The organism is Moritella dasanensis ArB 0140 (assembly GCF_000276805.1).
Classification (GTDB): Bacteria; Pseudomonadota; Gammaproteobacteria; order Enterobacterales; family Moritellaceae; genus Moritella; species Moritella dasanensis.
This window is the reverse complement of record NZ_AKXQ01000002.1, coordinates 226,398-252,319: the sequence shown is the minus strand read 5'-3', so window position 1 is coordinate 252,319 and position 25,922 is coordinate 226,398. Positions and strand designations below refer to the sequence as shown.

Below are 25,922 nucleotides of genomic sequence, written 5' to 3'. Positions count from 1 at the left end.
CAGCCTGTAGTGTACTTTTTATCACCGCGATTACTGATTCAGTAAGTGCGCGCACAATTTAACAAAGTCAGATGAAGTAACAATGCCAATGACCTTATTGTCATTATCAATAACCGGTAGGCAACCGAGCTTATTATCAATGAAGTATTCAACAACAATTTTCAGTGGTTCATCTTCCGTTAGCTTTTGAAAATCTGTTTCCATCAAGTCTTCGATTAACTGGCCGCGTTCTTTCCTTGCGAGTGCATCTGTACCGTATTTGTTGATCATTGACATAACCGCACTGATCATTTTTTTATGCGTTAGCACGCCAACCAGAGTGCCATCAGTTTCGGAAATAACAGGTAAATGACGTACCCCACGAGTTTGCATTAATTCATGTGCGTCTTTTAAACTGGCTTTGTGGCTGATACAAATTACATTGCTGGCCATTATATCTCTTACTTTCATACTTAACTCCGTCGTATTTTACTATTAATAGGGTAGAGACTCATTCGTCTAGCATACGTTAATATACCCCAAGTTCACATTGCTTTATTTCAAATAATCAATATGTTAACTATACTTTTTGTTTATTTTTTCAATAAATTTTTAAGCCGTTATGCTGTTAAATTAACCGCTGAGCATAAAACCTTACTTAATTTATGTTTTTATAATATAAAACTGATTTATGTATTGTTTGTAGGGTTTTATATAAATATACTCACACGCTTTGGCGATACTCGGTTTAATTCAATTAACCGTTATTTTATTATAATTTATGTATGATTAATGAAGATGAAACTACCTGTCATTTTGGTGTTATTGTTAATAATTGTGTGATAATTTAGTTACTTATATATTATAAATGGAGTTTAGTGATGAAGGGATCGATCCTTGAATTTAATATTGGGAGTAAAGCAGGCATTATTTCTGATAAGGATGGGTGTCATTATAGCTTTAATACCGCGCAGTGGATGGACAAGAGTAGTCCACGAGTCGGCAGCGACGTTAGTTTTATTTTAGAATCGGGTAAAGTGGATAAAATAAAAATGACAACCAAAGGTAAATCCAAGAAAATATGGGCAGTATTATTATCCTTTTTCTTTGGTGCTGTGGGCGCGCATAAGTTCTATTTAGGCTATTACAAACAGGGCCTGTGTATGTTGGTATTGTTTGTATTTGGCTATGTATTTCTCGGTTTACCTTCGATGGTTATTGCGGTGATTGCCATGGTTGAATTCGTTATTTATGTGTGTAAATCAGATGTCGATTTTGAACGTGATTATGTGTTAGAAAACCGTCCTTGGTTCTAGGTTTATTTTTAGTCTCAGCCTTAATTTGATTAAGCTATTATTTTTTCAATGGCTTTACCCGAAAAAGTCCCCAAAATAACATTCTTACGTTTGTCTGAGCGTGGCTTACGCATATGTGACGCTATAAATTCAGCGACTTCATTAGCTTCTAGTGGTTGTACTTGTATTACGATTATCGGTAATGGTGCGGTCACTGTTTTCAATCCCGATACCTTGACAATATTAGCTGCTGGCTGCACTTTTACGGGTCTACGCACGCGCAGTTCATGTTCTGCAGTTGTCGCGATCTTTTGATGTAACTGCGTTAATGCCAATTGATTATCTGGCGTTGCTCTGTCCTTCTCCGTATTTATTTCCCCTAACAATTTGATCTTATCAGGTTGGTGTAACGAATCTTTACGTTGCCAACTGAAACGGACTGATTTAACCCCCTCATTATCTAAGCAATGTATCTTGCGGTACAGGTGCACTGTCATCACGCCTGGGCAATTATCATGAATGGCACTGAAGCGAGCTTGGCGCGTGTCATTCTCGCTGACAACGGCGTGTTCTATTTCGGCCTTGAGGCTATTAATGGTGCTAATTTGAGCCACGATCTTAGCGCTGTTTTCGTGTTCTGGATGTAAGTGAATAATCCCCACATAACGACGGGCCGATTTTTGCGAGAAGGGGTGCTTAATGTGGATGTCTTTAAACGCTTCAGCTGCGAGTTTCATTGCCAGCATATCGGTTGCTAACTCGGGTATTATTTCGTTGATGACGGCTTGTTCTTGGCCTTTAAGCACGGCAGGGATCCGGCTGACTAATGCTTGCACTGGCTTTGTTGTTGCCAATAGCTTTTCTAGTTTTTGTAGGTGTTCTGTGAGTTGATCAAATAGGCTTTTAATATCCGTCATGTCTAATTCTAGTGTCCGTTATCGGCGTTATTGATAACTAGCATAGTAACGAGTAGACCATCATGCAATAGGGAGAGGATCCGGATGATCACTATGTGATCATCACTGATCATTCGTTGATCGATATGAAGAATTAAAGGGTTATTTCAATATTTTGTGACCGGTGTTGGTTAGGTCGGGCGACTTTTTTATAAAAATGATACACACACAGTAAAGCAAATTTGTACTTACGTTAATGTAGACGTTACAATAATATTAATGCCATAAGCTGTATATAAAAGAGGTAGTAACAGATGTATTCTTACGTAGCCAGACAACCGATCTTAGATATCGATAAAAATACGATCGGTTATGAGCTGCTATTTCGGGATGGTCCAAAAAACGCGTTTCCGGATATGGACGCAGACCAAGCAACTAGCCGCTTGTTATCTGATCAATTTATGAATTCATGTTTCAATACAACAGGAAACAAGCTTGCTTTTATCAACTTTCCATACAATAGCTTAATTTCACTCATACCTACGTTATTCCCCAAAGATAAACTTGTTGTTGAGATCCTGGAAGACTGCGAACCAACAGATGAATTGTTCGAGGCTGTCGTTACTCTTTTTGAAAAAGGCTACAAACTGGCGCTTGATGATTTTATCCCTGACGCTAGATGGGAACGTTTTCTACCTTTCATCGATTTTATTAAGTTTGATATCCAGTCTTTTCCACTCATTAAAGCAAAATTTTTTATTCATCGTCATCTTGAATATAAGATTAAATTTTTAGCTGAAAAAGTAGAAACATACGAAGAATTTCAAAAGGCGAAAAAAATTGGCTTTGAGTTTTTTCAAGGTTATTTCTTTAGTAAACCTGAAATGTTGCAGCAACGAGTTATTCAACCATCAGAACAGGTGACATTGCAATTATGCAAAGAAATTGCCACTCCTAAACTTAATTATGCGGTGATAGAAAAGCTGATCGTTAAAGATCTGACTTTATCTTACAAACTACTTAAATATGTAAATGCATCCTCTGTGATTGTCAAAGAGATAACCTCATTTAAACATGCGATTATTTATTTAGGGGAAGATAAATTACGCCTGTTTATTTCTTTAATGACAATCGCGCATGCTAACCAACACAAACCTCAGTCGCTCTATGTCCTGTCTATTCAAAGAGCGCACATCTGCGAACAGCTAGTGACGAAAGGCTCATTCAAAGCAGATCCAAGCCAAGCCTTTTTAATGGGCATGTTTTCTTTGTTGGATGCTTTACTGAATAAACCCTTACCTCTGCTTATAACCGATCTACCGCTCAGTGACGAACTTAAATTGGCATTGAATGAAGGTAAAGGTGAACTTGGGCACCTGCTTAATGCAGTAAAATCGTATGAAAAAGCAGACTGGGATAAAGTGAGTCATTATTGTAATGAACTCGGCATTTCAGAAGAACACTTCGCAAGTCAATACGCTGATTCAGTTAAATGGAGCGATGTTTATACGCTTGATGATTGATAGGCTAAGTGTTAAAGCAATCAATAGCACCTTATTATCCCCTGTGTTAATATTAATAGGTTAATAAATTGTTATTTTTTGCTGCACTTTACCTATAATGCTAGCAGCTACCCCTCTCTGCGTTACGGCTCAGGGTATCTTGCGGAGAGAACGATGAAAATATTATGTCTTTGTGTGTTTGTATTTTCATTTTCAAGTTTTGCAACCTCGCTTACGTGGAGTCAGCAAAGAGATTTGTATACGCAAGCGGCCGACTTACAAACCCAAGAAATGTGGTCGGAAGCAGTACAAACAACAAAGTTAATCCCCGCATACCCATTAACTTATCTCCTAGAATACCAACAACTTAAAGCGCATTTTAGTCGCGATAGTTTGTCTGCAGTACAAGCTTTTATAAAGGATAATCTTGATCGTCGAGCCAGTTATGATCTGCAGCGAAATTACTTATATTACTTAGCAAAAAACCAGTATTGGCATGAGTATCTGTCTTTCTATCCGCAACTGCCCAACTCAGTCGACTTGAAGTGCTACCATTTTCAGGCTCGAATAGCAGGAGACCAAGCGGATGAAATTTGGTCTGATGTGCAAAAAATCTGGTTAACGGGCTCTTCCTTACCGAATGCCTGTGATAGCGTTTTAGCGCATTATCTTGATAGCAAGCAAATATCGCAGGCATTAATTTTAAAGCGTTTTCATTTAGCTTATACAAATAATAAAAAAGCCCTTATGTCCTATTTAATCACCTTAATGGACAAGGAAAATGAATTGTTGGCTAAGCAGTTATATGCTTTACATAGAACCCCGAAAAAGCTATTAAACAGCCCCTTATTTAACAACAAAGAAGATGCTAGCCACGACTTTTTAGTCGCCAGCATTAAACGATTGGCTAAAAAAGATATTGAGTTAGGATTAGATGCTTATCTGAGTTATGAGCGTCAAAAATCATTTACATCGGCAGAGCAAACCAAGTTAAAAAAGTATCTTATATCACGCATTATGAGCCGTAATGAAAGCACATTGTTTCCTTGGTTAGATAAAACGCTTTCGGCTTTACAGGATGTAAAATTAACGGAGCGTCGTATTCGTTATGCGATTAGATTTAATCATTGGCCCGATATAGAACATTGGCTGTCGCAGTTGAACGAAATTAAGCAAGTGGATAGTAAACAGCTGGATAGTAAATGGTTGTATTGGCAAGCACGGGTATTTGAAAATAAACAGCAACAAGATCAAGCTGATAAACTTTATCAAAATATCGCGACAGAACGTAATTATTATGGCTTTCTGTCTGCGCAAAAATTAGGGATGGATTATCAATTTAATGCGAATATTGTCAGCAGACAGCAGCAAGATTTAGATCCCCTTAAAGCACAACTTGCACATATTGATGAACTATATTTCCACAAACACATGTATTTACTTAAACGTGAGTGGCGGGTCTTAATTACCGGTAAAAGCATCAATTTGCAAAGGCAGTTAGGTTTGTTCGCCTTTCAAAAAGGCTGGGCGCACCTTTCAGTCGTTGCTAGTATTCTGTCTAAAAGTTGGGATGCTTTAAATATCCGTTTTCCCGCTGCTAAACCCCAATTGTTTTATGCGAATGCCAATCTGTATGAACTTGATTCAAGCTATATTTATGCCATTACGCGCCAAGAAAGTTCGTTTGACGAGTTTGCCAATTCGCCGGTCGGGGCGCGTGGTTATATGCAACTGATGCCGGGAACGGCAAAAGAGACTGCACTTAAAATCGGGTTGAAAGATTATAAGAGAAGATCACAATTAACCGATGGCGAGATTAATGTCCAGTTAGGTGCAGCCTATTTTGATAGCTTACTTACGCGATATGAAGGGAATAGGGTGTTGGCAACTGCGGCGTATAATGCGGGCCCTAACCGAGTTGATCGCTGGCAAGGTAGTGAAGACGGCAGGGCAGAGAAAGCCTTAGCCATGGACAGTTGGATTGAAGCCATTCCCTATAAAGAAACCCGACGTTATGTCAAAAATGTTTTAGTCTATAACGTTATTTATCAGCATATCTTAGATAAACCGCTTGAGTTTCTTAAGCCTAAAGAGCTCAACGCGCGTTTTTAATCTTCTCGTCAGCATTGCTTATTGGTAGTGCTGCCTTCACTATTGCTTTTGCAACAACTCTAACTCGATTCTGCCCCAAAACCATTTAGCATCAAACATTCATGATTTACTCACACCTCTCTGTTGCCCAAGATTTTCTAATGGTTCATTATGCAATGATGGGTCATAGATACGATAAGAACTTGAGACGTCATAATGGACAGAATGCTTGAACTTTTCCAACAAGAAAATCAACCTGTAAAAAGGTATTGGCTACTCATGAAAGTAGCACCTTTAGAACGTTTGCAGCAGATGCAGAAAGGCCTTCTCTATATGAATAGTATTGACTATTTCAGTGAGCTTAAAGGTGAAGATGGAGTAAAGGTTCGTAGTGATGAATTGGAATCTACTTATGTGCAATTTCAAACAGGCGTCGTACATAATAATCACAGAATAGAGATTGCTTTGAACCATCCGTCGTTTAGTGAAGTAAATATACCTAAAGGAACAGAGGTTTCTTTGGGTGTTCCATCACCTAAAAACACCTTTATTTTCTGTATGAGCTGTATAGGTGAGGATAAGCAAGGAAATATCCGTCACTTAAAAGATGATAAGTATCATATGGATCGAAGAATGAAAAAGTTTGGTTCACATACTCTACTCATTAATAAACCAGCAAAGTTCTTCCAGCGATATTCTGACGCTATAAATCGAGCCGATTTTTTCGTTAACGACTACATGGATGGAGGCTGTGGAATTGTTGACTATAAGAAAATGTCCAAGCACAAAGGCAAAATCGGCCTATTCGTTAAAGATAAACACTATGATTGGCAACGTGAGTATAGGTTTGTACTAGGAGCCAAGGATTCACTTCTAAACGCAAGTGGAGCGCTAGAACTGAATATTGGTGATATCAGTGATATTAGCTCAATCATTGAAACTAAACGTTTAATTGAAGAGCCTATCACTGTGACGAGAGGTATAGCCTCATTGAAAGCAGATGGAAAATACCACTGGAGGAAGTTAGACGTTTAGTTGTAGTTAAGGGGCTTGGTCTCACATTAGCCAAAAACAGGGTTAATTCCCCTATGCAAACATTTAATACTCCAAGATACTTTTTCTTATCTGAACCATTCGCGTTAGAGTGAAATCCCTAACGCGTTTCTGTCCATTAATGGCTTAGGGTGATCGAACCAAGCCTATAATAACGCTAAGCCAAAAACATCCCTCATCCATGTTCCATTTTACTGGATGCTTAGCGCCTCACGTTTCAGTATTCAACGTCAGCCCTTCCTGATACATCATCTGTTGAATAGAATTTCGTTGCAGCATCGCTTGCTGGTGGCGGAGTAAGTTTGGCCAGTCCTGCGCACTACTATCATATCGACGGCTCCAATAGGCTACCATAAACAAATGAAAGTCGGCGCCGCTTATGTTGTCGCCTAAAAGCCATGGGCCTTTGTTACCCAGTTCATCATCGATGATGCTCCAACAACGGTTCAGATCTTGGGTTGCTTTATCCATTATTCGGTTCAAATCAGTATCGTTATCATCAATGACGTTGTCATTGTTAGTAATATAGTGCTCCGGGTGAGCCCAGCGGTTAGCTGCGTCCTGTAGTGTGTTCGACATCCAAGTGAGGTATTGATAATAATGACCGCGTAGTGGAGACGTTAGTGCGGGCGCTAAACCACTTTCTGGGTGTTGGTCAAGTATATACATTAGAATCGCCGCCGATTCATAAATGATCTCGCCGCGGTGCTGTAATGTCGGCACCTTACCGTTCGGGTTTATCGCTAGATACTCAGGTGTACGTTGCATTTTTTTCGCTAAGTCGATCTCGACTAACTCATAAGCCACGCCTAATTCTTCCAGTACGGCGTGAGTGGCCATGTTGGCGCCACCACGATCCCAATATAATGTGTAAATAATATCTCTCCTTTTAATCAACGCAATGAAACTACTATATCACCATCGGTATTTAATGCTGTTTTTCATGCTAAATCATCTAACTAACAGTATAAAGTTCATAAAACACCCGTATTAATGCAAACACTATAGTTTATTACCATTTAAAGCATTATTGATTCACTAGCCATTAAGAGGTATTTGCGTATGGATCAATTATAAAAATACATAAAACATGCTGATTCAGAGGTCGAAAAAAACATTCGTCATATTCGCAAATCTTTGTTTTTAAAAGGTGATCAAAACCCACTTTATTAAAAACAATAGAACGTATTATCCTCCCATAATCTTTATATATCCTTTAGACATTATCCAATTAGCAGAGTGTACTCATGACAGTATTAACAACCAATCCAACCGTAGAAACTAACCTAGAAACCCGTCTAGAAACTGATTTACTCGGTGTGAAACAAATACCAGCTCAGGCTTACTACGGTATTCACACATTAAGAGCGATGGTAAATTTTAACATCAGTAAAGAGAAAATTGGCGATTGTCCTGAGTTTGTTCGCGGCATGGTAAAAACCAAAAAAGCAGCGGCATTAGCTAACGGTATTCTCGGCACTATCCCAGAAGAAATCAGTGAAGCTATTGTTAACGCATGTAATACATTGTTAGCAACCGACCGTTTTTACAATCAATTCCCGGTTGATGCATTCCAAGGTGGCGCGGGCACATCGGTAAACATGAATACCAATGAAGTTATCGCCAATATCGCGTTAGAGCAGATGGGACATGCTAAAGGTGCTTATAACCACATCAACCCAAATGACCACGTGAATAAAAGTCAAAGTACCAATGATGCTTATCCTACTGGCTTCCGTGTAGCCTTGTTTGAACGCAGCAATGCAGTATTAGTGGCGCTAACGTCATTAAGCGAAACCTTTTTAGACAAAGCCGAAGAGTTTAACGACGTATTGAAAATGGGCCGTACGCAGTTACAAGACGCAGTACCGATGACATTAGGTCAAGAATTCCACGCCTTTGGTATTACGCTAAAAGAAGAAATTAGAAGTATTAACCGTTGCCAAGAATTATTGCTTGAAATCAACCTCGGCGCGACTGCTATCGGCACAGGTTTAAACTCGCCAGTTGGTTATTCTGAACTAGCGATTGAAAAATTAGCTGAAATTACAGGTCATGCATTTGTACCTGCAGAAGACTTAGTTGAAGCAACGTCTGACTGTGGCGCTTATGTCATGTTGTCGAGTGGCTTAAAACGTTTAGCAGTGAAACTATCTAAAATTTGTAACGATTTACGCCTGCTTTCTTCTGGCCCGCGTACTGGTTTAAATGAAATTAACCTACCAGAAATGCAAGCTGGTTCATCAATTATGCCTGCAAAAGTAAACCCAGTTATTCCAGAAGTGGTTAACCAAGTTGCGTTTAAAGTATGTGGTAACGATTTAACTATTACGATGGCTGCTGAAGCGGGTCAATTACAATTGAACGTAATGGAACCTGTGATTGGTCAATGCCTGTTTGAATCATTGTCGTTATTAGAAAATGCGTGTTTCACGCTACAAGATAAATGCGTTAAAGGCATTACTGCTAACCGCAAGGTATGCCAAGACTTCGTGTTAAATTCAATTGGTATTATCACTTACCTAAACCCATTCATTGGACACCATGAAGGCGACGTTATCGGTAAAATCTGTGCTGAAACAGGTAAGAACGTACGTGAAGTGGTATTGGAACGTGGGTTATTGTCTGAAGCAGAGTTAGATGAAATCTTCTCTATCGAAAACCTAATGAAACCAAAATACACAGGCCAACGTTTTACTAAAGCGGTTTAATCAACGCTAGATAGTATAAAATCAAGTTAAAAATATATTGACTGTTCGCTAAGCATAAATCTGTATTCGAAAAATACAGATTTATCTATCAGATATTTTTTAATCTTAATCGGAGTTTACTATGATTGTTGTACAACTTTTTGTCGTACTGCTGTTCATCTATTTAGGTGCGCGTATTGGCGGTATTGGTATCGGGTTTGCGGGTGGTGCGGGCGTACTTGTCTTAACCATGATCTTAGGTCTCGATGCGGGTTCTATCCCTATCGATGTTATTTTAATCATCATGTCAGTGATCACCGCAATTGCAGCAATGCAAGTGGCTGGTGGTATGGATTGGCTAGTTGATTTAGCTGAAAAATTTCTACGTAAAAACCCAAAACGCATTACTTTCTACGCACCAATCGTGACTTATTTCATGACTGTGTTAGCAGGTACGGGTCACACGGCGTTCTCGACACTGCCTGTGATTGCTGAAGTAGCAAAAGAACAAGGTATTCGTCCATCGCGTCCCTTGTCTATTGCTGTTGTTGCGTCGCAAATTGCTATTACTGCGTCGCCAATATCAGCCGCAGTGGTATTCTTCTCAGGTATTCTTGAGCCACTTGGTGTTGATTACTTATCACTATTAGCTGTTTGTATTCCGTCAACATTCTTAGCGTGTATGGTGGGTGCATTTGTTGCAAACTACTTAGGCTGTGAACTAAAAGACGATCCTGTGTATCAAGACCGCCTTGCAAAGGGTCTGATTAAAATGAACGGTGAAGGTAAACGTGACATTTTACCGACAGCCAAAACATCTGTTTATATTTTCTGTGCCGCTATTGTGGCTGTTGTCGCTTATGCAACGATGATCAGTGGTAGCGTAGGTCTTATTGAAAATCCAACAATTGGACGTAACGAAGCCATTATGGCGTTAATGCTGACTGCTGCAGCGTGCATTGTGAGTTTCACTAAGATTGATGCCTCGCAAATTGCTAACGCGGCGACATTCAAATCAGGCATGAGTGCTTGTGTGTGTGTGCTGGGTGTTGCTTGGTTGGGTGATACGTTTGTGTCGGCTCATATCGGTGACATCAAAGAGTTTTCAGCCAGTATCCTTGAACAATATCCTTGGATGTTAGCGGTTGTTTTATTCTTTGCGTCAATGTTGCTTTACTCTCAAGGCGCAACAACGACAGCATTGATGCCAGCGGCGCTTGCGATTGGTGTTGCACCTATTACCGCTGTGGCTTCTTTTGCTGCTGTAAGTGCGCTGTTTGTATTACCAACTTACCCGACATTGCTTGCCGCGGTAGAGATGGATGATACCGGCTCAACACGTATTGGTAACTTAGTCTTTAACCACCCATTCTTCATTCCTGGTGTCGCGACTATTTCAACGTCTGTTGCACTTGGTTTTGTGTTTGGCGGGCTTATTCTTTAATTGGCACTAGCCTAAATAAAGACAGTGAAGCGAACAAAGACGTCATTTAGTTAAATGTCGTCTTTTTCGTTCAGGCATAAAAAAACCACCAAGCAACTATATAAGTAGAGCGGGGTGGTTTTTTATTCTCATATAGATAACTGCTTAAACACGCAATTGTTTAGTGCGTATAAAGCAGCTCTAGATACTGTTTAGTGCTTTCTTGCCAGCTAAAGCGTGCTGACTTGGCGTTGTCTGCAATCTTAGCCCATGTCTTTGGCTTGCTTGCGTGAAGCTTGATCGCATCATTAAAGGCGGCAATTAAGTTATCGCTCTGTTCTTGTAGTGATGAACCATTAAAGCTAAAGCCATTTTCTAAATGCTGCACTGTGTCTTTCAAACCACCAACCGCATGTACAAGACAAGGTTGACCGTCACGCATTGCTAACATCTGGCTGATACCACAAGGTTCAAATGAGCTTGGCATTAAGAACAGATCGCCATGTAGATACATCTGATCTGACAATGCTTGGCCATAACCATTCAAGAATAAGAAATTGTCATGACTTGCCATTAGCTGCATGAATTCAAATTCAATTTGAGTATCACCCGAACCCAGAATAATCATTCGACCATTCACACGCGCAAGATCATCAAGCAATACCGACAATACGGTTTTACCTTGATAAGGTTGACGTAACAACAGTGCTTTTTGATCGGTTAAACGGCCAATGCTCGTGACTAAGAAATCAGTGAAGGGGGCTTGGCTGTTCCAGCTATTAATCTGTTCGTTAGCGAGGTAATGTACAGTTTTTAATTGTGCTGATTGTGCTAACCAACGTTTAACTTGCTGTTGTGCTGGCGCTAAAAATGTTTTTAGCGCTGGTTTCTTCGCGCGTATCTTACTTACCGTGTCTGCGTATTCACAGCCATTTAAAATACCGACTAAGCGACCCTGCTTTTTAGCGGCTGCTAAGTCTTGTTCTAGGCCTTCACCACCGAAGAAACCATTTGCAGCATCACTGGCGTGTAATACTTCTTCTGCGTACGTTGGTGATACTACATGGACTTTATTACACAGGTTGATACCAGCACGCATTGGGTTATAGCAATGGGTATAACGCGGGTCGCAAATAACACTTTGATCAAAATTAAGGCTAGGGAACCAATGGCGTAAGCTTGATTCATCGTCTGCAATAGGTCGAATACCTTGCAAAGCAATGTTGTGTACTGTGTACACGGTATGAATGCTCGCAAGCTGTTTATACTGCGGTGCGTATTCGCTTAATACCGCGACTGTTGCACTGTGCCAATCATGTAAATGTAATACATCAGGTCGGGTGAATTTCGACTCGATAAGCAGTTGGCATACAGCAAGGTTGAATAGCGCGTATTTGGTTGCGTCAGTGGCGAAAGGGCGATTGCCTTCGTCGTGACTGTAAACACTGCCGTCTTGAGAAAATAGCGGGTGTTGCAATACAAATTGACGGACTTTCGCAACACTTGCAGGTAAGAAAAGTTCGAATAGGGTAACTGTTTCTGTTTGGCCGGCAAACTCAACGTTAACACGAGCAAGTTGATGTGACTCAAATTTTGTCGCGTAATGACCATAATCTGGGATCACAACGTCAACCGTTACATCATGTTGAGGCAAGGCTTTTGGTAAATCTCGAACGACGTCAGCAACGCCACCAACTTTAGCACCTGGTATCGCATCATTTTCGGCCGCTATCATTAAAACGTGCATGAATAAATTGTCCTTAAAGCAGAATAGTAAAGTGGTATTATTAGGGATATCTTGAAGTTATAAAACAAAAACAGCAATAAGTCACTTAGTTAAGTGGCTTATTGCTTATTGCTTATTATTTATAGCGCTTGTTGACCGTAGTTGGCAATAAATAACCTAGGCTACTTATTGCCAATGTCTCGTTATTAACTATCCGTTAAACAAGTTCCGGCGTTGTTTTCGGCGCGAGTTCAGCAACTAGCTCCGGCGCTGCTTTCGCTTGTTTCTCTGCCATTCTTTTCAGCATATCAGAGGTGATTAACGTGATGCCTTTTGGCGATACACGGAAGCCATTAGCAATATCTTGTTCTGCATCATGACCAACGATTAAGCCTGCTGGTAATTCGCAGTTACTGTCAACGATAGTACGACGTAATTGACAGTTTTCACCGATATTAGCACCCGGTAGTATCACCGACTCTTCAACTGTCGAGAACGAGTGCACATGTACGTTAGAGAATAACAGTGATTTACGGATCGTTGATCCAGAAATAATACAGCCACCTGAAACCGTTGAATCAACAGCCATACCACGACGTACATCGTTATCAAAAATAAACTTAGCCGGTGGTAGTTGTTCTTGGTACGTCCAAATCGGCCAGCTTGAATCATACAGGTCAAGCTGTGGTTCTGGTGTAACCAGTTCCATATTCGCTTCCCAGAATGAATCCAGTGTACCTACATCGCGCCAGTACGGTTGTTTGTCGCTATCAGGGTCGCTGAATGGGAATGCAAACACTTGATGATCATCAATGATTGATGGAATGATGTCATTACCAAAATCACGATCTGAAGTTTCACGAGTTGCATCTTTTTCTAGCTGTTCGAATAGGAACTCAGTATTAAATACATAGTTCCCCATTGATGCTAAACATTGACCTGGTTTACCCGGAATTTCATTCGGTTGTGCTGGTTTTTCATCAAAACGTTTAACACGGTTATCAGTATCAACTGTCATTACACCAAATTGACCAGCGGCTTCTTCCGTTGGTACTTCAATGCAGCATACCGTCATGTCTGCGCCATTTTCCAAATGCTTAGCTAGCAGATCACCGTAATCCATACGATATACATGGTCACCAGACAAGATCATTACGTATTTTGGCTTTTCAGCGCGGATAATATCCATGTTTTGGAATACCGCGTCTGCCGTACCTGAATACCAGTCGTTACCGTAACGCTGTGATGCCGGTAAGATCTCTACAGACTCAGACAATTCTTTTTTGAAGTGTCCCCAACCACGGTTTACGTGACGGATTAATGAATGTGATTTGTACTGTGTTGCAATACCAACACGACGGATCCCAGAGTTAATGCAATTAGATAATGGGAAGTCGATAATACGGAATTTTCCGCCGAAAAATACGGCTGGTTTTGCGCGCCAATCAGTTAACTCATGTAAACGACTACCGCGGCCACCTGCAAGGATAAGGGCGTAAGTATCTTTAGTTAAGTTACTAATATAACGATGTGCACCTTGTGACATATTACTTCTCCATAAGCTTTGTCGAATTCGGTTTATATCAAGTGCTTTAAATAATCAATCAAATAAAGCACTTAATAAGTAATGTGCAGGGCTTTGAAACTTTGCTGAAGCCCTGATTTTAAACGTTTTTGTAATTGTAAGTGCAGTTAAACATTCAGTGGTGTTAGATTCCAAATGTCGTTGTTGTATTCATTAATGGTACGGTCACTTGAGAACGTGCCACTTGCTGCTGTATTCAAAATACTGAGACGTGTCCACGCTTCTTTATCTTGATAGACAAGGGCAGCTGCTTGTTGTGCTTTACAGTAACCAGCGAAATCATGCGCGACTAACCATTGATCATGCTCATTTAAAATCGAGTCGATTAATGGTTGGAATAAGCCACTTTCAAACAAGTTGAAGTGACCGCTATTAAGTAATTCCATCACGTTATTCAAGTTGTGGTCGTTAGCAATTAATTGCGCAGGATTATAGTGTTCACGGATACCGGCTACTTGTTCGCTACGCGCGCCAAACAAGAAGAAGTTATCTGCACCAACCGCATCGCGGATCTCGATGTTGGCACCATCTAACGTACCGATAGTCGCCGCACCATTCATCATGAACTTCATGTTGCCAGTACCTGACGCTTCTTTACCGGCTGTAGAAATCTGTTCTGACAAGTCGGTTGCCGCACAAATCGTTTCCATCGCGGTAACGTTGTAGTTTGGTAAGAAAGCAACACGTAACCAAGGTTGTGCTAGCGGATCGGCGTTGATCGTTGCTGCGACATTGTTGATTAATTTAATCGTTAACTTAGCAATGAAGTAACCCGGCGCGGCTTTACCACCAATTAATACACAGCGTGGCGTCATGCCGTCTGTATCACCGCGACGAATGCGGTCATAAAGATGGATAACATGCATGATATTAAGCAGCTGACGTTTGTATTCGTGCATACGTTTAACTTGTACGTCAAACATCATGTTGGTATCGAATTCAACGCCACAAGCTTCTTTCACTAAATCAGCTAATTGTTGCTTGTTGTGTTGTTTAACGTCTTGCCATTTAGCATGGAACTTTTCGTTATCGTAGTAACGACGTAGTTGGCTAATTTGGCTTAGATCACGAGTCCAGTCATTACCAATCTTGTCACTGATTAACTCACTCAGTTTTGGATTGCAATGCGCTAACCAACGGCGTGGGGTAACACCATTGGTTTTGTTGTTAAATTTGTTTGGTGTTAACTGATAGAAGTCGTTAAACAAACCTTCGCTCAGTAGTTGGGTATGCAATGCTGCAACGCCGTTTACCGAGAAACTGCCCACGATCGCAAGGTAAGCCATGCGTACTTGTGGGTCGTCGCCTTCTTCAATAATTGACAAGGCGCGTTGCTTATTAACGTCACCAGGCCATTTACAAGCTACTTCCGTTAAGAAGCGAGCGTTGATTTCAAAAATGATTTCCAGTACACGCGGTAATAGGTGTGAGAATAAACGCACAGACCATTTTTCTAATGCTTCAGGCAATAACGTATGGTTAGTGTAAGCCATCGTTGATGTGGTGATCTGCCATGCAGCGTCCCAATCTAAATCATGGTCATCGAGTAATAGACGCATTAACTCAGCAACAGCCACACTTGGATGGGTATCGTTAAGTTGGAATACGTGGTATTTAGCAAAATCAGTAAAGTCGCTACCGTGTACTTTTACCCATTCAGCCATAATGTCTTGTAAGCTAGCTGAAGTCAGGAAGTATTGCTGACGTAAACGCAGTTCTTTACCGTTTTCACTGGCATCGTTTGGATACAATACCATGGTGATTTGTTCAGCTAAGTTTTTACGCGCTACGGCTTCTGTGTAGCTACCAGCGTTGAATTCACCTAGGTCAAACTCATCAGTCGCCGCTGACTTCCAAAGACGTAACGTATTGACGATACCGTTTTGGTAACCCGGAACTGGCACATCATAAGGTACAGCTAGTACATCTTCAGTACCTACCCATTGGTGATGAGTACGGCCTTCTTTGTCTTGGTACGTTTCTACATGGCCAAAGAATTTAACGCGGCGTTTATGTTCTGGTGCTGCGACTTCCCAAGGGTGACCATCACGTAGCCAGTTATCTGGATGTTCTACTTGATGTCCATTTTCAATGCTTTGGTTAAACATACCGTATTCATAACGGATACCATAACCTGTTACTGGCAAGGCTAAACTTGCGCAACTATCTAGGAAACAAGCGGCTAGTCGACCTAGACCGCCGTTACCTAAACCAGCATCGTGTTCTGACTCAGCAATTGATTCTAGCTCGCTGCTGTAATGTGTTAAGCCTTTACGGACGCTGTCTTCTAAATCTAAATTTAGTACTGCGTTACCCAATGCACGACCCATCAAAAATTCTAACGACAGGTAAGCGGCGCGGCGGGTAGGTTGTGCTTGCTGTTGTTTCTTGGTCTCGCGTGATTTTTCCATCAGGCGGTCACGGATTGTTAATGCTAGCGCATGATATAAATACTGCGGAGACTCACCAACTTCATCACGCCCTAGGGTGTAATGGAAATGACGCTTTAAATCTTCAGGCAAAGTGCTGGCATTTACCACAGGCCCATTTTTTGTCTCTAATTTACAAACTTTGTTTGTTTTAGATTTTTGTTTTTTTAATGACATATAACTTCCTTTATTATGACATTTGGGCTGATTAATTGTTTTTAGCTGTTGTTCGTTTGTTATTCTTTTTTGGTGCTAAGTACACTGTTGATAACGGCGGTAGGGCGATACAAATACTTTGATGATAACCCTGCCATTCAACGTGCTCAGCGGTGTAACGTGTTTGCGTTGCAAAACCGCTACCACCAAATTGCGCATCATCGGTATTGACGATAACGTCATAGTCACCGTTGCTTGGTACACCAATACGATAGTGTGATTGGCAGGCTGGTGTCATATTCGCTACCACGACAACATGTTCAGCTTTGGCTTTGCTATAACGTAAGAAACTAAACACAGACTGTTCGGCGTTACTGGCGTCAATCCAATCAAAACCGTTATGATCAGTGTCTAACTCAAACAAGGCAGTTTGATGACAGTAGTTGTGGTTTAATGTTTTTATGAGATCTTGCACACCTTGGTGTGGTGATTGCTCAAGTAAATGCCAGTCGAGCGATTGATCATGATTCCATTCGGCACGTTGACCAAACTCACAACCCATAAACAACAATTTCTTACCTGGGTGCGCCCACATGAAACCGTAATAAGCGCGTAAATTAGCAAATTTCTGCCAATCATCGCCCGGCATCTTGTTAAGCAATGAACCTTTACCGTGCACAACTTCGTCGTGGCTTAACGGTAAGATAAAGTTTTCACTAAAGGCATACGCCAATGAGAACGTCATTTCATGGTGGTGATGTTGACGATAGAGTGGGTCACAGCTCATGTATTCTAAGCTGTCATTCATCCAACCCATGTTCCACTTGTAACCAAAACCTAGACCACCTTGGTCGACAAAGTTAGTCACACCAGGCCAAGCTGTTGATTCTTCTGCAACCATCATGATGCCGGGGTGGTTTTTGTAGCAGCGTTGATTCACTTGTTTTAGTAATTCAATCGCGCCTAGGTTTTCACGACCACCGTGTTCATTCGGGATCCATTCACCTTCTTTACGGCTGTAATCGAGATACAGCATAGACGCAACGGCATCAACACGCAGGCCATCAATGGCAAAGTTATCAAACCAAGCGAGGGCATTAGAAATTAAGAAACTTTGTACTTCGGCACGATCATAATTAAAGATGTGGGTATTCCAATCGGGGTGGAAACCTTGGCGTTTATCGGCGTGTTCAAACAGGTGAGAGCCATCAAACTGAGCTAAACCGTGGTCATCAGCAGGGAAGTGTCCCGGCACCCAATCGATGAGTAACCCTATGTTGGCAGCGTGACAAGCATCTACAAAGAATTGGAAATCTGCTAGGCTACCAAAACGACTGGTCGGTGCGAATAAACCAACAGGCTGATAACCCCACGAACCATCGAATGGAAACTCACTAATTGGCATTAATTGGATATGGGTGAAACCAAGCTCTTTAGCATAAGGTACAAGCTGTTCTGACATCGCTTTATAGCTGAGGAACTGGTTATTCTCATCACGTTTCCACGAACCCGCATGGACTTCATAGATAGTGATTGGTGCGTCTATCGCGTTGCGTTCAGCACGTTGTGTCCAAGCTTTAGCTGGCGATTTTTGCCATACCGCAGAGCGGGCTTTAGTCGGTACACATGATGCTGTTTGTGGTCGCAGTTGCATTGCTGACGCGAACGGGTCGGCTTTTTCTAAGCGCTCACCATGTTCGGTAACAATACTAAACTTGTAGTTATTATCGTCTTCAGAGTCGGCTATATCCGCAATGAAAATTTCCCAAATGCCCGCACCTAGGTGTTTACGCATTGGGTGACGCGTGGTGTTCCAATGGTTAAAGTTACCAATTAAGCTGACCGAACGTGCGTTGGGTGCCCAAACTGTAAAACGGACACCTTCCACATTATCAGTGGTCGTCCAATGTGCACCTAAATGACGTTGAGCTTGTTCTAACGTACCTTCGTTAAACAGGTAAACTGCATTAGCATCAAGCGTAGACGAGAACTTATAAGGGTCTTGTTCAACAATCGTTGAGAAAGGATAAGCGATCGTTAGTTGATAATTGGCGTTGTATCGTTTTGCTGACAAGATAAGGATGAAGAGATCACTGGTGCCGACGCGTTGATAACGACACTGCTGATTCTTATCTTGATAATAAACGTGCTGTGCACCGGGAATGAATACTTTCAGTTCGTATTCATCTTTACTAATTTGGTGCGGGCCTAAAAAAGCAAACGGGTCATAGAGTTCACCTTTATTAAGGGCATCTATTTCATGGTTAAAACGATCTTCAAAACGAGTCGCTATTGTTGGTGTAGTCGAAATGTCACTCATGCTCCATCCTGGATTAAAGGTAGTGTTAACTATTTATGCAGACCGTAACGTAGATACAACGCTGTTGTCAGTGCCGAACGTATTAGGTAAATATAAGTCTGCTTTATGATCGTTATGCCATTCGTTACTATTAATTAAGTAACGGAAATGAAATTGTTTATTTTCAGGTAAACGAACCTTGGTGCGAAATACTTTTTCTTTCTTAATGTATTTCATTGGTAATGCTTGCCAGTCATTAAAGTCGCAAAACAGTTCAACCGTATCACTACTTAATAGTGCGTTATTTGTGTCACAGGCGAATTCAAACGTTACATCGGCTTCCGATTTTGTTTTAAAAAAACGTTTTTTTAACATTTTATCTTCCTTGTTACATGTCGCAGCTCTAATCACTTAAGCCAGGTTTCGTTTTGGTACCCAAATTAAATAAATCAACCTAATTGAGTATTCCTATGTGGGTATTATCGTGTCTTTTTGAGCTTGTTAAAAGTTTTTAGACGATGTTTTGTGATCTGTGTCACGATTAATATCTTTCATTCGTAACTGAGTGTCGTTTCTTGTGTGTGAACAACAGTTTTTGTTTATTTTAATTAAAAATTAACTAATTAGTAATACTTTTTGCCTGGACGGATGAGTGAAATACTGGTCGCTAGAATCGATAAGGTAGCGTGTAATCAATAATAAACCGCCTGAATTTTAACCATGACAGTGATATGGTTTATCAATAGATATAGTAATTTAATAAAGCTATAAATAAACGTATAGAACTTTGTAGATTGGTCTTTTATTTTCTTAACGTAATATGCGGCGTGCTATTTAAAGGTTATTCTAAGGCAAATGTTAATAAGTATTTTCAGTTATGGGTTGGCAAGGCATGCGTTCGGTTTCATTTCGTTGGTATATTTCAGGTATCTTTCTTTCTATTGCATCCTTGCTAAGTGCTGTACTTATCTATGTGAGCGTGCAGCATTCTCAAACAGTCTCTATTTCTTTATCTCAAGACATTGTAAAAAACTATTCCAATGAACTCAAAGTTGAATTAGAAGAATTATCAACCCCACTTATTACCATGCTTAATACCTTGGCCAATGCCGGTTTTACTGCTGAAGAATTTCATGAGCAGTCGACACAATGGTTAGACATGATGAATATGTTGTTAACTAAAAACCAGCATATTGCCTCGTTTTATGTGGGTCATAACGATGGTAACTCTTACCTTGTTAGATCGATACATAACAAAACGGAACGATTGCGTTATTTAGCCCCTGATACCACCACTATGATGCTAGATATTAATCGTAATAATGGTCAGAAATACAGTATTTTCTTTGATCATAAAATGCGCCGTATTGGCTCGACACGCTCGCACAGTAATCATTTTGACCCCCGTACGCGTGATTGGTTTAAAAACGCCAAAGGCGACATGGATATTCACATGGCGGAACCTTACGCATTTTATTTCTCGCGTAAAATTGGCATCACATTTTCAAGAATGTTGAAGAATAAACAAGGGGTGATAGCGGTTGATTTTACCTTGGATTCACTCACTGATATGATCCAAAAATTAGAATATTCAACTAATTCAAAGGTACTATTACTGACTGAATCAAAACGTATTATTTCCAGTAATCAAGAAATAGCACTCATTAATGGTGAGCAATTGTTTACTGCGGAAGAACTCGAAATAGCCGAGTTTTTACCTGACTTTCATGACATCAAGGTAGATCAAACTTTATTTAGTACCATATTTTGGCAAGATCAAGATTGGGAGTTGGTCGTTACGCCATTGGCTATTAGCAATGAAGATATTTTGTATCTGGTGAACTTTGTTGCTTATAAAGATCTGTTATATGGTTCATCAATATTACGTAATGAATTGATTGTAATATCTTTAATTACCGTGTTCATCTCTTTTCTTATTATTTTGGTCATCACCGAAAAGATCGCTAAGCCGCTCACTTATCTGACTAAATCGCTTGAAAATATTCAACGGTTTAGCTTTAAGCGTAAGGCATATAGAAAATCAGACATTAACGATATTAATGCGCTTAATGAAGCCATGAGTTCAATGGAAAATGTGCTGGTCGACTTCTTCGACAACCTCCGTGATATTGCTCGTTCGACAGAGTCAGAGCAGTTATCAACGTCTATCGTAACGCAGGCAAAAGCAATGCTGGCCAGTGATGCATGCCAATTATTTGTTAATTCGCCCCTGGATCGCCATTCATTTAAAATGACGGCAAATTCAGAAACGGGTGAGTGTTTTGATTTACAATCGCTTTATGACTGTAATAAAACGATTTTGTCAGAGTCTATCTACGAGTTAAAGCAAAAAGACAGTAAAGTCTTATTTGTGGGGGCGCAATGTACAACAGGTTTTATCATTCCATTATTAAACCGTGCAAATATACATATAGGTGCGTTAGTTGTCGGTGTTAAAGGGAATATAAACGCCTATTCCCGTAATCGTATTCATTTTGTGCGTGAATTTTTAGCTTTTAATGAAATTGTACTTGAGCAACTTGAACAAGAGCATGAGCAACGCGCATTATTCCATTCTTTTGTGGAAATGATGGCGACGTCGGTTGATATCAAGTCTCCTTACACGGGAACCCATTGTCAGCGTGTGCCGCAAATTACCAAGATGATCGCGAAAGCAGCAGAGCAAGATAATCAAACATTTAAGGCGTTCTCATTAACCGAAGACGGTTGGGAGGAACTACTGATGGCGGCATGGTTGCATGACTGCGGTAAGGTAACAACACCTGACTATGTGATGGACAAAGCCACCAAGCTTGAGACGATTTATGACCGTATCCATGAAGTGAGAATGCGTTATGAAGTGCTTAAACGTGATGCTGATATTGTCTATTGGAAAGCCGTTGCCCAAGGGCAAGATAAAATTGCCGCGAAAGTAGCCTGTGATGAACAAAAACGCGTATTAGAAAGTGAGTTTGAATTTATTGCGCAGTGTAATATTGGTCATGAGCCCTTACAGCCCGAATCGATAGCGCGCTTAGAGCAAATAGCTGGCCGAACTTGGCTGCGCACACTGCCAGATAATATCGGCGTATCGCAAGAATCACTCGATAAAGCAGATACCGCGAGTCAAGCACTGCCGATCACAGAACAAATATTGGCAGACAAGCAAACGCATTTATATCCTTGGCTAGAAAGCAAAAGATTAGAATCGCAGAGCAAACGTGAATTCAAGTTAGTCAAACCTGAACATCAATACAACCGTGGTGAATTACATAATTTACGTGTCACCAGTGGTACATTGACAGCTGAAGAACGCTATAACGTCAATGACCACATCATACAAACGTATTTAATGCTGGATCAATTACCATACCCTGAACATTTAAAAAATGTGCCACTTATTGCTGGCTCTCACCACGAGAAAATGAATGGTAATGGTTACCCGCTGAAGCTAAAAGGTAATCAAATCCCGCTTGGTGGCCGGATGATTGCCATTGCTGATATATTTGAAGCGCTAACGACCGCTGAACGGGCATATAAAAAAGCGAAGACGTTAAATGAGTCGTTAATGATTATGGCTGCGATGGTTAAAAAGGGTGAGTTAGACGCAGACTTATTCGAATTGTTTATTACTCAAGGTATCTATCAACAATACGCAGATGAGTACTTAGCCGAGTCACAGCTTGATAAGGTTGATATATGCGCTATTAAAGCGGTGTTAAAATGAAAGTAAGCGTACAACTGTTAGCTAAGACGCTTGTTTTAGCTGTACTCGCGACACTATAAAGTGAACACTTTTATATAATGGGCTGCATTATAAAGTGAAATATTATCGTTTTATAAAGAGCAATATAGAAATTATGTTTATGCGATTTCAAGCGGTTATTTCATATCTTTCACGGAAACGAAAGCTTATTATAGCGACACTTTAACAGATGGAAGAGTAGTGGTTTGATCATTAAGTCGATGTCATTTAGGCGATATATAGCAAGTATATTTATTTCGATAATATCTTTGCTGAGTGGCGCGTTAATCTATGTGAGTGTCCAGCACTCTCAAGAAATATCAACAACCTTATCGAAAGATATCGTGACCAACTACGCAGAAGAACTGCCAGTTAAAATTGAAAAAGTGACTTCACCACTCAGTACGTTATTAAATACCTTGGCGATGGGGCGATTTAGCTCACGTGATGTGGGTATTCCCGATCCTGCTTGGCTTGATGCGATGACGACGATACTGGAAAAAAATCAGTATTTGGATTCAATGTATTTTGGTAAAGAAGATGGCAGTGCTTTTCTGTTTCAACCCCTGCATGACGTAAAGATCAAACAAAGCTTATCAGCGCCCGTCGATGCGCGCTTAATGGTGCGTTATTATACGCTTGGTGCACAGCGTATTCAGTTCTATGATACAAATATGAACTTGATGGAAGAACAGCACATTAGCAGTGATTACGATACCCGTGACCGACTTTGGTATAGCGAAGTTAAAAATCCTGAACAAATCTACATGACTGGTCCGTATAACTTTTCTAATCCAGCACAAGATGGCATCACTTTTTCACGTAAAACACGTTCTGGTGATGCGATTATTGGGGTAGATATTACCTTAGATAAATTGACTAAATTAGTACAGTATTTTGAATTCTCACCTAACTCTAATATATTTTTACTCAATGCTGACGCGCAAATCATTGGTAGTAATCAGCTCTTCTCGTTGATGATGGGTAAGGATTTATTTACTGCTGCAGACCTAGAGTTTGATACGTTAGTGACAGAATTAGCAGCGGAAAATAAATCAAGGCTGTCGGCAAAAACCGTCGTTTGGCAAGGTAAGACTTGGGAATTAATGATTTCGCCGCTAACGCTTGCAGATAGTAGTATGCTGCGCGTGGTGAACTTTGTGTCCCATGATGATTTGTTTGAAACCTCCTCTAGTCTGCGTAATGACCTTATTATCATTTCGCTTTTTGCTGTCATTATTTCATTTCTAATTGTGCTGTATATCGCTCGCCGCATTGCTAGCCCGCTGACTTATTTAACCAACTCTATCGAAAATATCCAACGTTTTCGCTTTCAACGTAAGCGTTATCAGCCATCGCATATTCAAGAAATTGATAAGCTTAACGAAGCGATGGGTTTGATGGAAAATGTATTATTAGATTTTTTTAATAATTTACGTAATGTTGCACGCACGTCACGTCCAGAAGCGCTGTCTGAATCCATCGTAACGCAAGTAAAAGAGATCTTGTCAGCGGATGATTGCCAGTTATTTACCAATACCCCCGATGGCCGTGATGTGTTTACACTGTCGGCAAAGTCGGGCGTAACTACAGATTTTAACTTACAGTGTCTGTACGACCACAATCCTAACGCTTTTACAGAGTCCATCTATGAGCTAACAGCGGATGAAGCCAATCATATTTTTACTGATATGTCGTGTCATTCAGGTTTTATCATTCCGTTGTTTAATCGCAACAATGATAATACCGGTGCGTTATTAATAGGTTTCACCCTTGATATCACAGATGATACCCGAAATCGTTTACGCTTTGTGCGTGAGTTTATTGGTTTTAATGAAATTGTATTAGAGCATTTAGAAAAAGTAGATGAACAACGTAAATTATTCCATTCATTTGTGGAAATGACTGCAACAGCCGTCGATATTAAATCGCCATATACCGGGGGACACTGCCAGCGGGTGCCTAAAATAACCAAGATGTTAGCCCAAGCTGCAGCAGACGATACCGATAAGTTTGCTAACTTTACGTTAACCTCAAAAGGCTGGGAAGAATTGCTGGTGGCGGCCTGGTTACATGATTGCGGTAAAGTGACGACGCCTGATTACGTGATGGATAAAGCCACTAAACTAGAAACTATTTACGATCGTATTCATGAGATCCGTATGCGTTATGAAGTATTAAAACGTGATGCTGAAGTGGTCTATTGGCAGTCGCTTGCTGGTGGTATGAATGAAACTGAAGCGCAACAAGTTTGTGATGATTTAAAAGATGAATTAGAACAAGAGTTTGCCTTTATCGCCAGTTGTAATCCGGGCAGTGAATTTTTAGATCCTGAAAAGCAGCAACGTTTAGTTGAAATTGGCGAACGCACTTGGTTGCGCACATTACCTGATGATATTGGTGTGTCGCAACAAGAGTTAGGTAAAAAGAATCAAGCTAACAAAACATTGCCAGTCACAGAGAAAGTGCTTGCTGACAAGCCCGAGCATTTATTTGTCTGGGAAGAGAAAAAACAGTTACAAGCAAACAGCAAGCGTGACTTTAAAATGTTACAGCCTGAACACCGTTACAACCGCGGAGAGCTGCATAATTTAATGATCAAAAGTGGCACGTTAACGCCAGAGGAACGCTACAACATTAATGATCATATCGTGCAAACGTATCTCATGCTTGATCAACTGCCGTACCCAGAACACCTCAAGAACGTACCGCTTATCGCTGGCAGCCATCACGAGAAGATGAATGGTCAGGGTTATCCACTGCAATTAAAAGGGGAGGAGATCCCAATCGGTGGTCGTATGATTGCGGTTGCCGATGTATTCGAGGCATTAACGGCCAATGATCGCCCATATAAAGCAGCCAAAACCTTAAGCCATTCATTGAAGATCATGTCATTCATGGTTAAAGATGAGCACTTGGATGGCGATGTGTTTGATTTATTTTTAACCCAAGGTATTTATCAACCTTATGCGGATGAATACTTGATGGCTGAACAGCTTGATGTTGTCGATGTCGACGCACTGCGCGCTATTTACTGTCAACGCTAGTTTATG

At 40.6% G+C, this 25,922-nt stretch carries 16 protein-coding genes; 8 read left to right on the top strand and 8 right to left on the bottom strand.

The features are described from left to right. Positions 1 to 30: 30 nt before the first annotated feature. Entirely contained in the window at positions 31 to 450 is a 420-nt protein-coding gene (locus tag A923_RS0102840) for a CBS domain-containing protein (RefSeq protein WP_017220134.1), read from the bottom strand. Positions 451 to 860: 410 nt separating this feature from the next. On the opposite strand from A923_RS0102840, the gene A923_RS22880 reads away from it, so the two are divergent. Next, positions 861 to 1,295 carry a TM2 domain-containing protein gene (locus A923_RS22880; RefSeq protein WP_017220133.1) on the top strand — a complete coding sequence of 145 codons (435 nt, stop codon included), beginning with the start codon at positions 861 to 863 and terminating at the stop codon, positions 1,293 to 1,295. A gap of 29 nt (positions 1,296 to 1,324) precedes the next feature. On the opposite strand, the gene A923_RS0102830 is transcribed toward A923_RS22880, so the two are convergent. Continuing rightward, positions 1,325 to 2,191: a DNA replication terminus site-binding protein gene (locus A923_RS0102830; protein ID WP_017220132.1), complete on the bottom strand. Its 867-nt coding sequence runs from the start codon at positions 2,189 to 2,191 to the stop codon at positions 1,325 to 1,327. 293 nt (positions 2,192 to 2,484) lie between these two features. Here A923_RS0102830 and A923_RS0102825 point away from each other — a divergent pair, with 293 nt between their 5' ends. The 3 genes from A923_RS0102825 (at position 2,485) to A923_RS21935 (ending at position 6,798) form a co-directional block, all read left to right on the top strand. Continuing rightward, a complete protein-coding gene (locus A923_RS0102825) occupies positions 2,485 to 3,693 on the top strand; it encodes an EAL and HDOD domain-containing protein (protein ID WP_017220131.1) in 1,209 nt (402 codons plus the stop codon). A 153-nt stretch (positions 3,694 to 3,846) separates the two neighbouring features. Continuing rightward, positions 3,847 to 5,784, top strand: a complete 1,938-nt coding sequence (locus A923_RS0102820) for a transglycosylase SLT domain-containing protein (protein ID WP_017220130.1) — start codon at positions 3,847 to 3,849, stop codon at positions 5,782 to 5,784. 195 nt (positions 5,785 to 5,979) lie between these two features. After that, the gene (locus tag A923_RS21935) at positions 5,980 to 6,798 is read left to right on the top strand and encodes a hypothetical protein (protein ID WP_157532742.1); all 819 of its coding nucleotides are present in this window, start codon (positions 5,980 to 5,982) and stop codon (positions 6,796 to 6,798) included. Positions 6,799 to 7,026: 228 nt separating this feature from the next. On the opposite strand, the gene A923_RS0102810 is transcribed toward A923_RS21935, so the two are convergent. Beyond that, entirely contained in the window at positions 7,027 to 7,713 is a 687-nt protein-coding gene (locus tag A923_RS0102810) for a glutathione S-transferase family protein (RefSeq protein ID WP_272942714.1), read from the bottom strand. A 350-nt stretch (positions 7,714 to 8,063) separates the two neighbouring features. On the opposite strand from A923_RS0102810, the gene aspA reads away from it, so the two are divergent. Beyond that, positions 8,064 to 9,527, top strand: a complete 1,464-nt coding sequence (gene aspA, locus A923_RS0102805) for an aspartate ammonia-lyase (protein ID WP_017220127.1) — start codon at positions 8,064 to 8,066, stop codon at positions 9,525 to 9,527. A 121-nt stretch (positions 9,528 to 9,648) separates the two neighbouring features. Continuing rightward, positions 9,649 to 10,950 (top strand): anaerobic C4-dicarboxylate transporter, encoded by a 1,302-nt coding sequence (locus A923_RS0102800; protein ID WP_017220126.1) that lies wholly within the window; start codon positions 9,649 to 9,651, stop codon positions 10,948 to 10,950. Between the two features lie 160 nt (positions 10,951 to 11,110). Here A923_RS0102800 and A923_RS0102795 read toward each other — a convergent pair whose 3' ends face one another. From A923_RS0102795 to A923_RS0102775, 5 genes are all read right to left on the bottom strand, one after another. Beyond that, entirely contained in the window at positions 11,111 to 12,676 is a 1,566-nt protein-coding gene (locus A923_RS0102795) for a glycogen synthase (protein WP_017220125.1), read from the bottom strand. Between the two features lie 196 nt (positions 12,677 to 12,872). Then, positions 12,873 to 14,201: a glucose-1-phosphate adenylyltransferase gene (gene glgC / locus A923_RS0102790; RefSeq protein WP_017220124.1), complete on the bottom strand. Its 1,329-nt coding sequence runs from the start codon at positions 14,199 to 14,201 to the stop codon at positions 12,873 to 12,875. 146 nt (positions 14,202 to 14,347) lie between these two features. Beyond that, a complete protein-coding gene (locus A923_RS0102785) occupies positions 14,348 to 16,846 on the bottom strand; it encodes a glycogen/starch/alpha-glucan phosphorylase (RefSeq protein ID WP_017220123.1) in 2,499 nt (832 codons plus the stop codon). Between the two features lie 31 nt (positions 16,847 to 16,877). Continuing rightward, positions 16,878 to 19,145 carry a 1,4-alpha-glucan branching protein GlgB gene (gene glgB, locus A923_RS0102780; RefSeq protein ID WP_017220122.1) on the bottom strand — a complete coding sequence of 756 codons (2,268 nt, stop codon included), beginning with the start codon at positions 19,143 to 19,145 and terminating at the stop codon, positions 16,878 to 16,880. 33 nt (positions 19,146 to 19,178) lie between these two features. Then, positions 19,179 to 19,499, bottom strand: a complete 321-nt coding sequence (locus A923_RS0102775) for an isoamylase early set domain-containing protein (RefSeq protein WP_017220121.1) — start codon at positions 19,497 to 19,499, stop codon at positions 19,179 to 19,181. Between the two features lie 517 nt (positions 19,500 to 20,016). On the opposite strand from A923_RS0102775, the gene A923_RS0102770 reads away from it, so the two are divergent. Both A923_RS0102770 and A923_RS0102765 read left to right on the top strand, forming a co-directional pair. Then, complete coding sequence (locus A923_RS0102770; RefSeq protein ID WP_237716159.1) at positions 20,017 to 22,851, top strand: HD domain-containing phosphohydrolase; 2,835 nt, start codon at positions 20,017 to 20,019, stop codon at positions 22,849 to 22,851. Positions 22,852 to 23,162: 311 nt separating this feature from the next. After that, a complete protein-coding gene (locus tag A923_RS0102765) occupies positions 23,163 to 25,916 on the top strand; it encodes an HD domain-containing phosphohydrolase (protein ID WP_337454607.1) in 2,754 nt (917 codons plus the stop codon). The last annotated feature ends 6 nt before the right edge of the window (positions 25,917 to 25,922 follow it).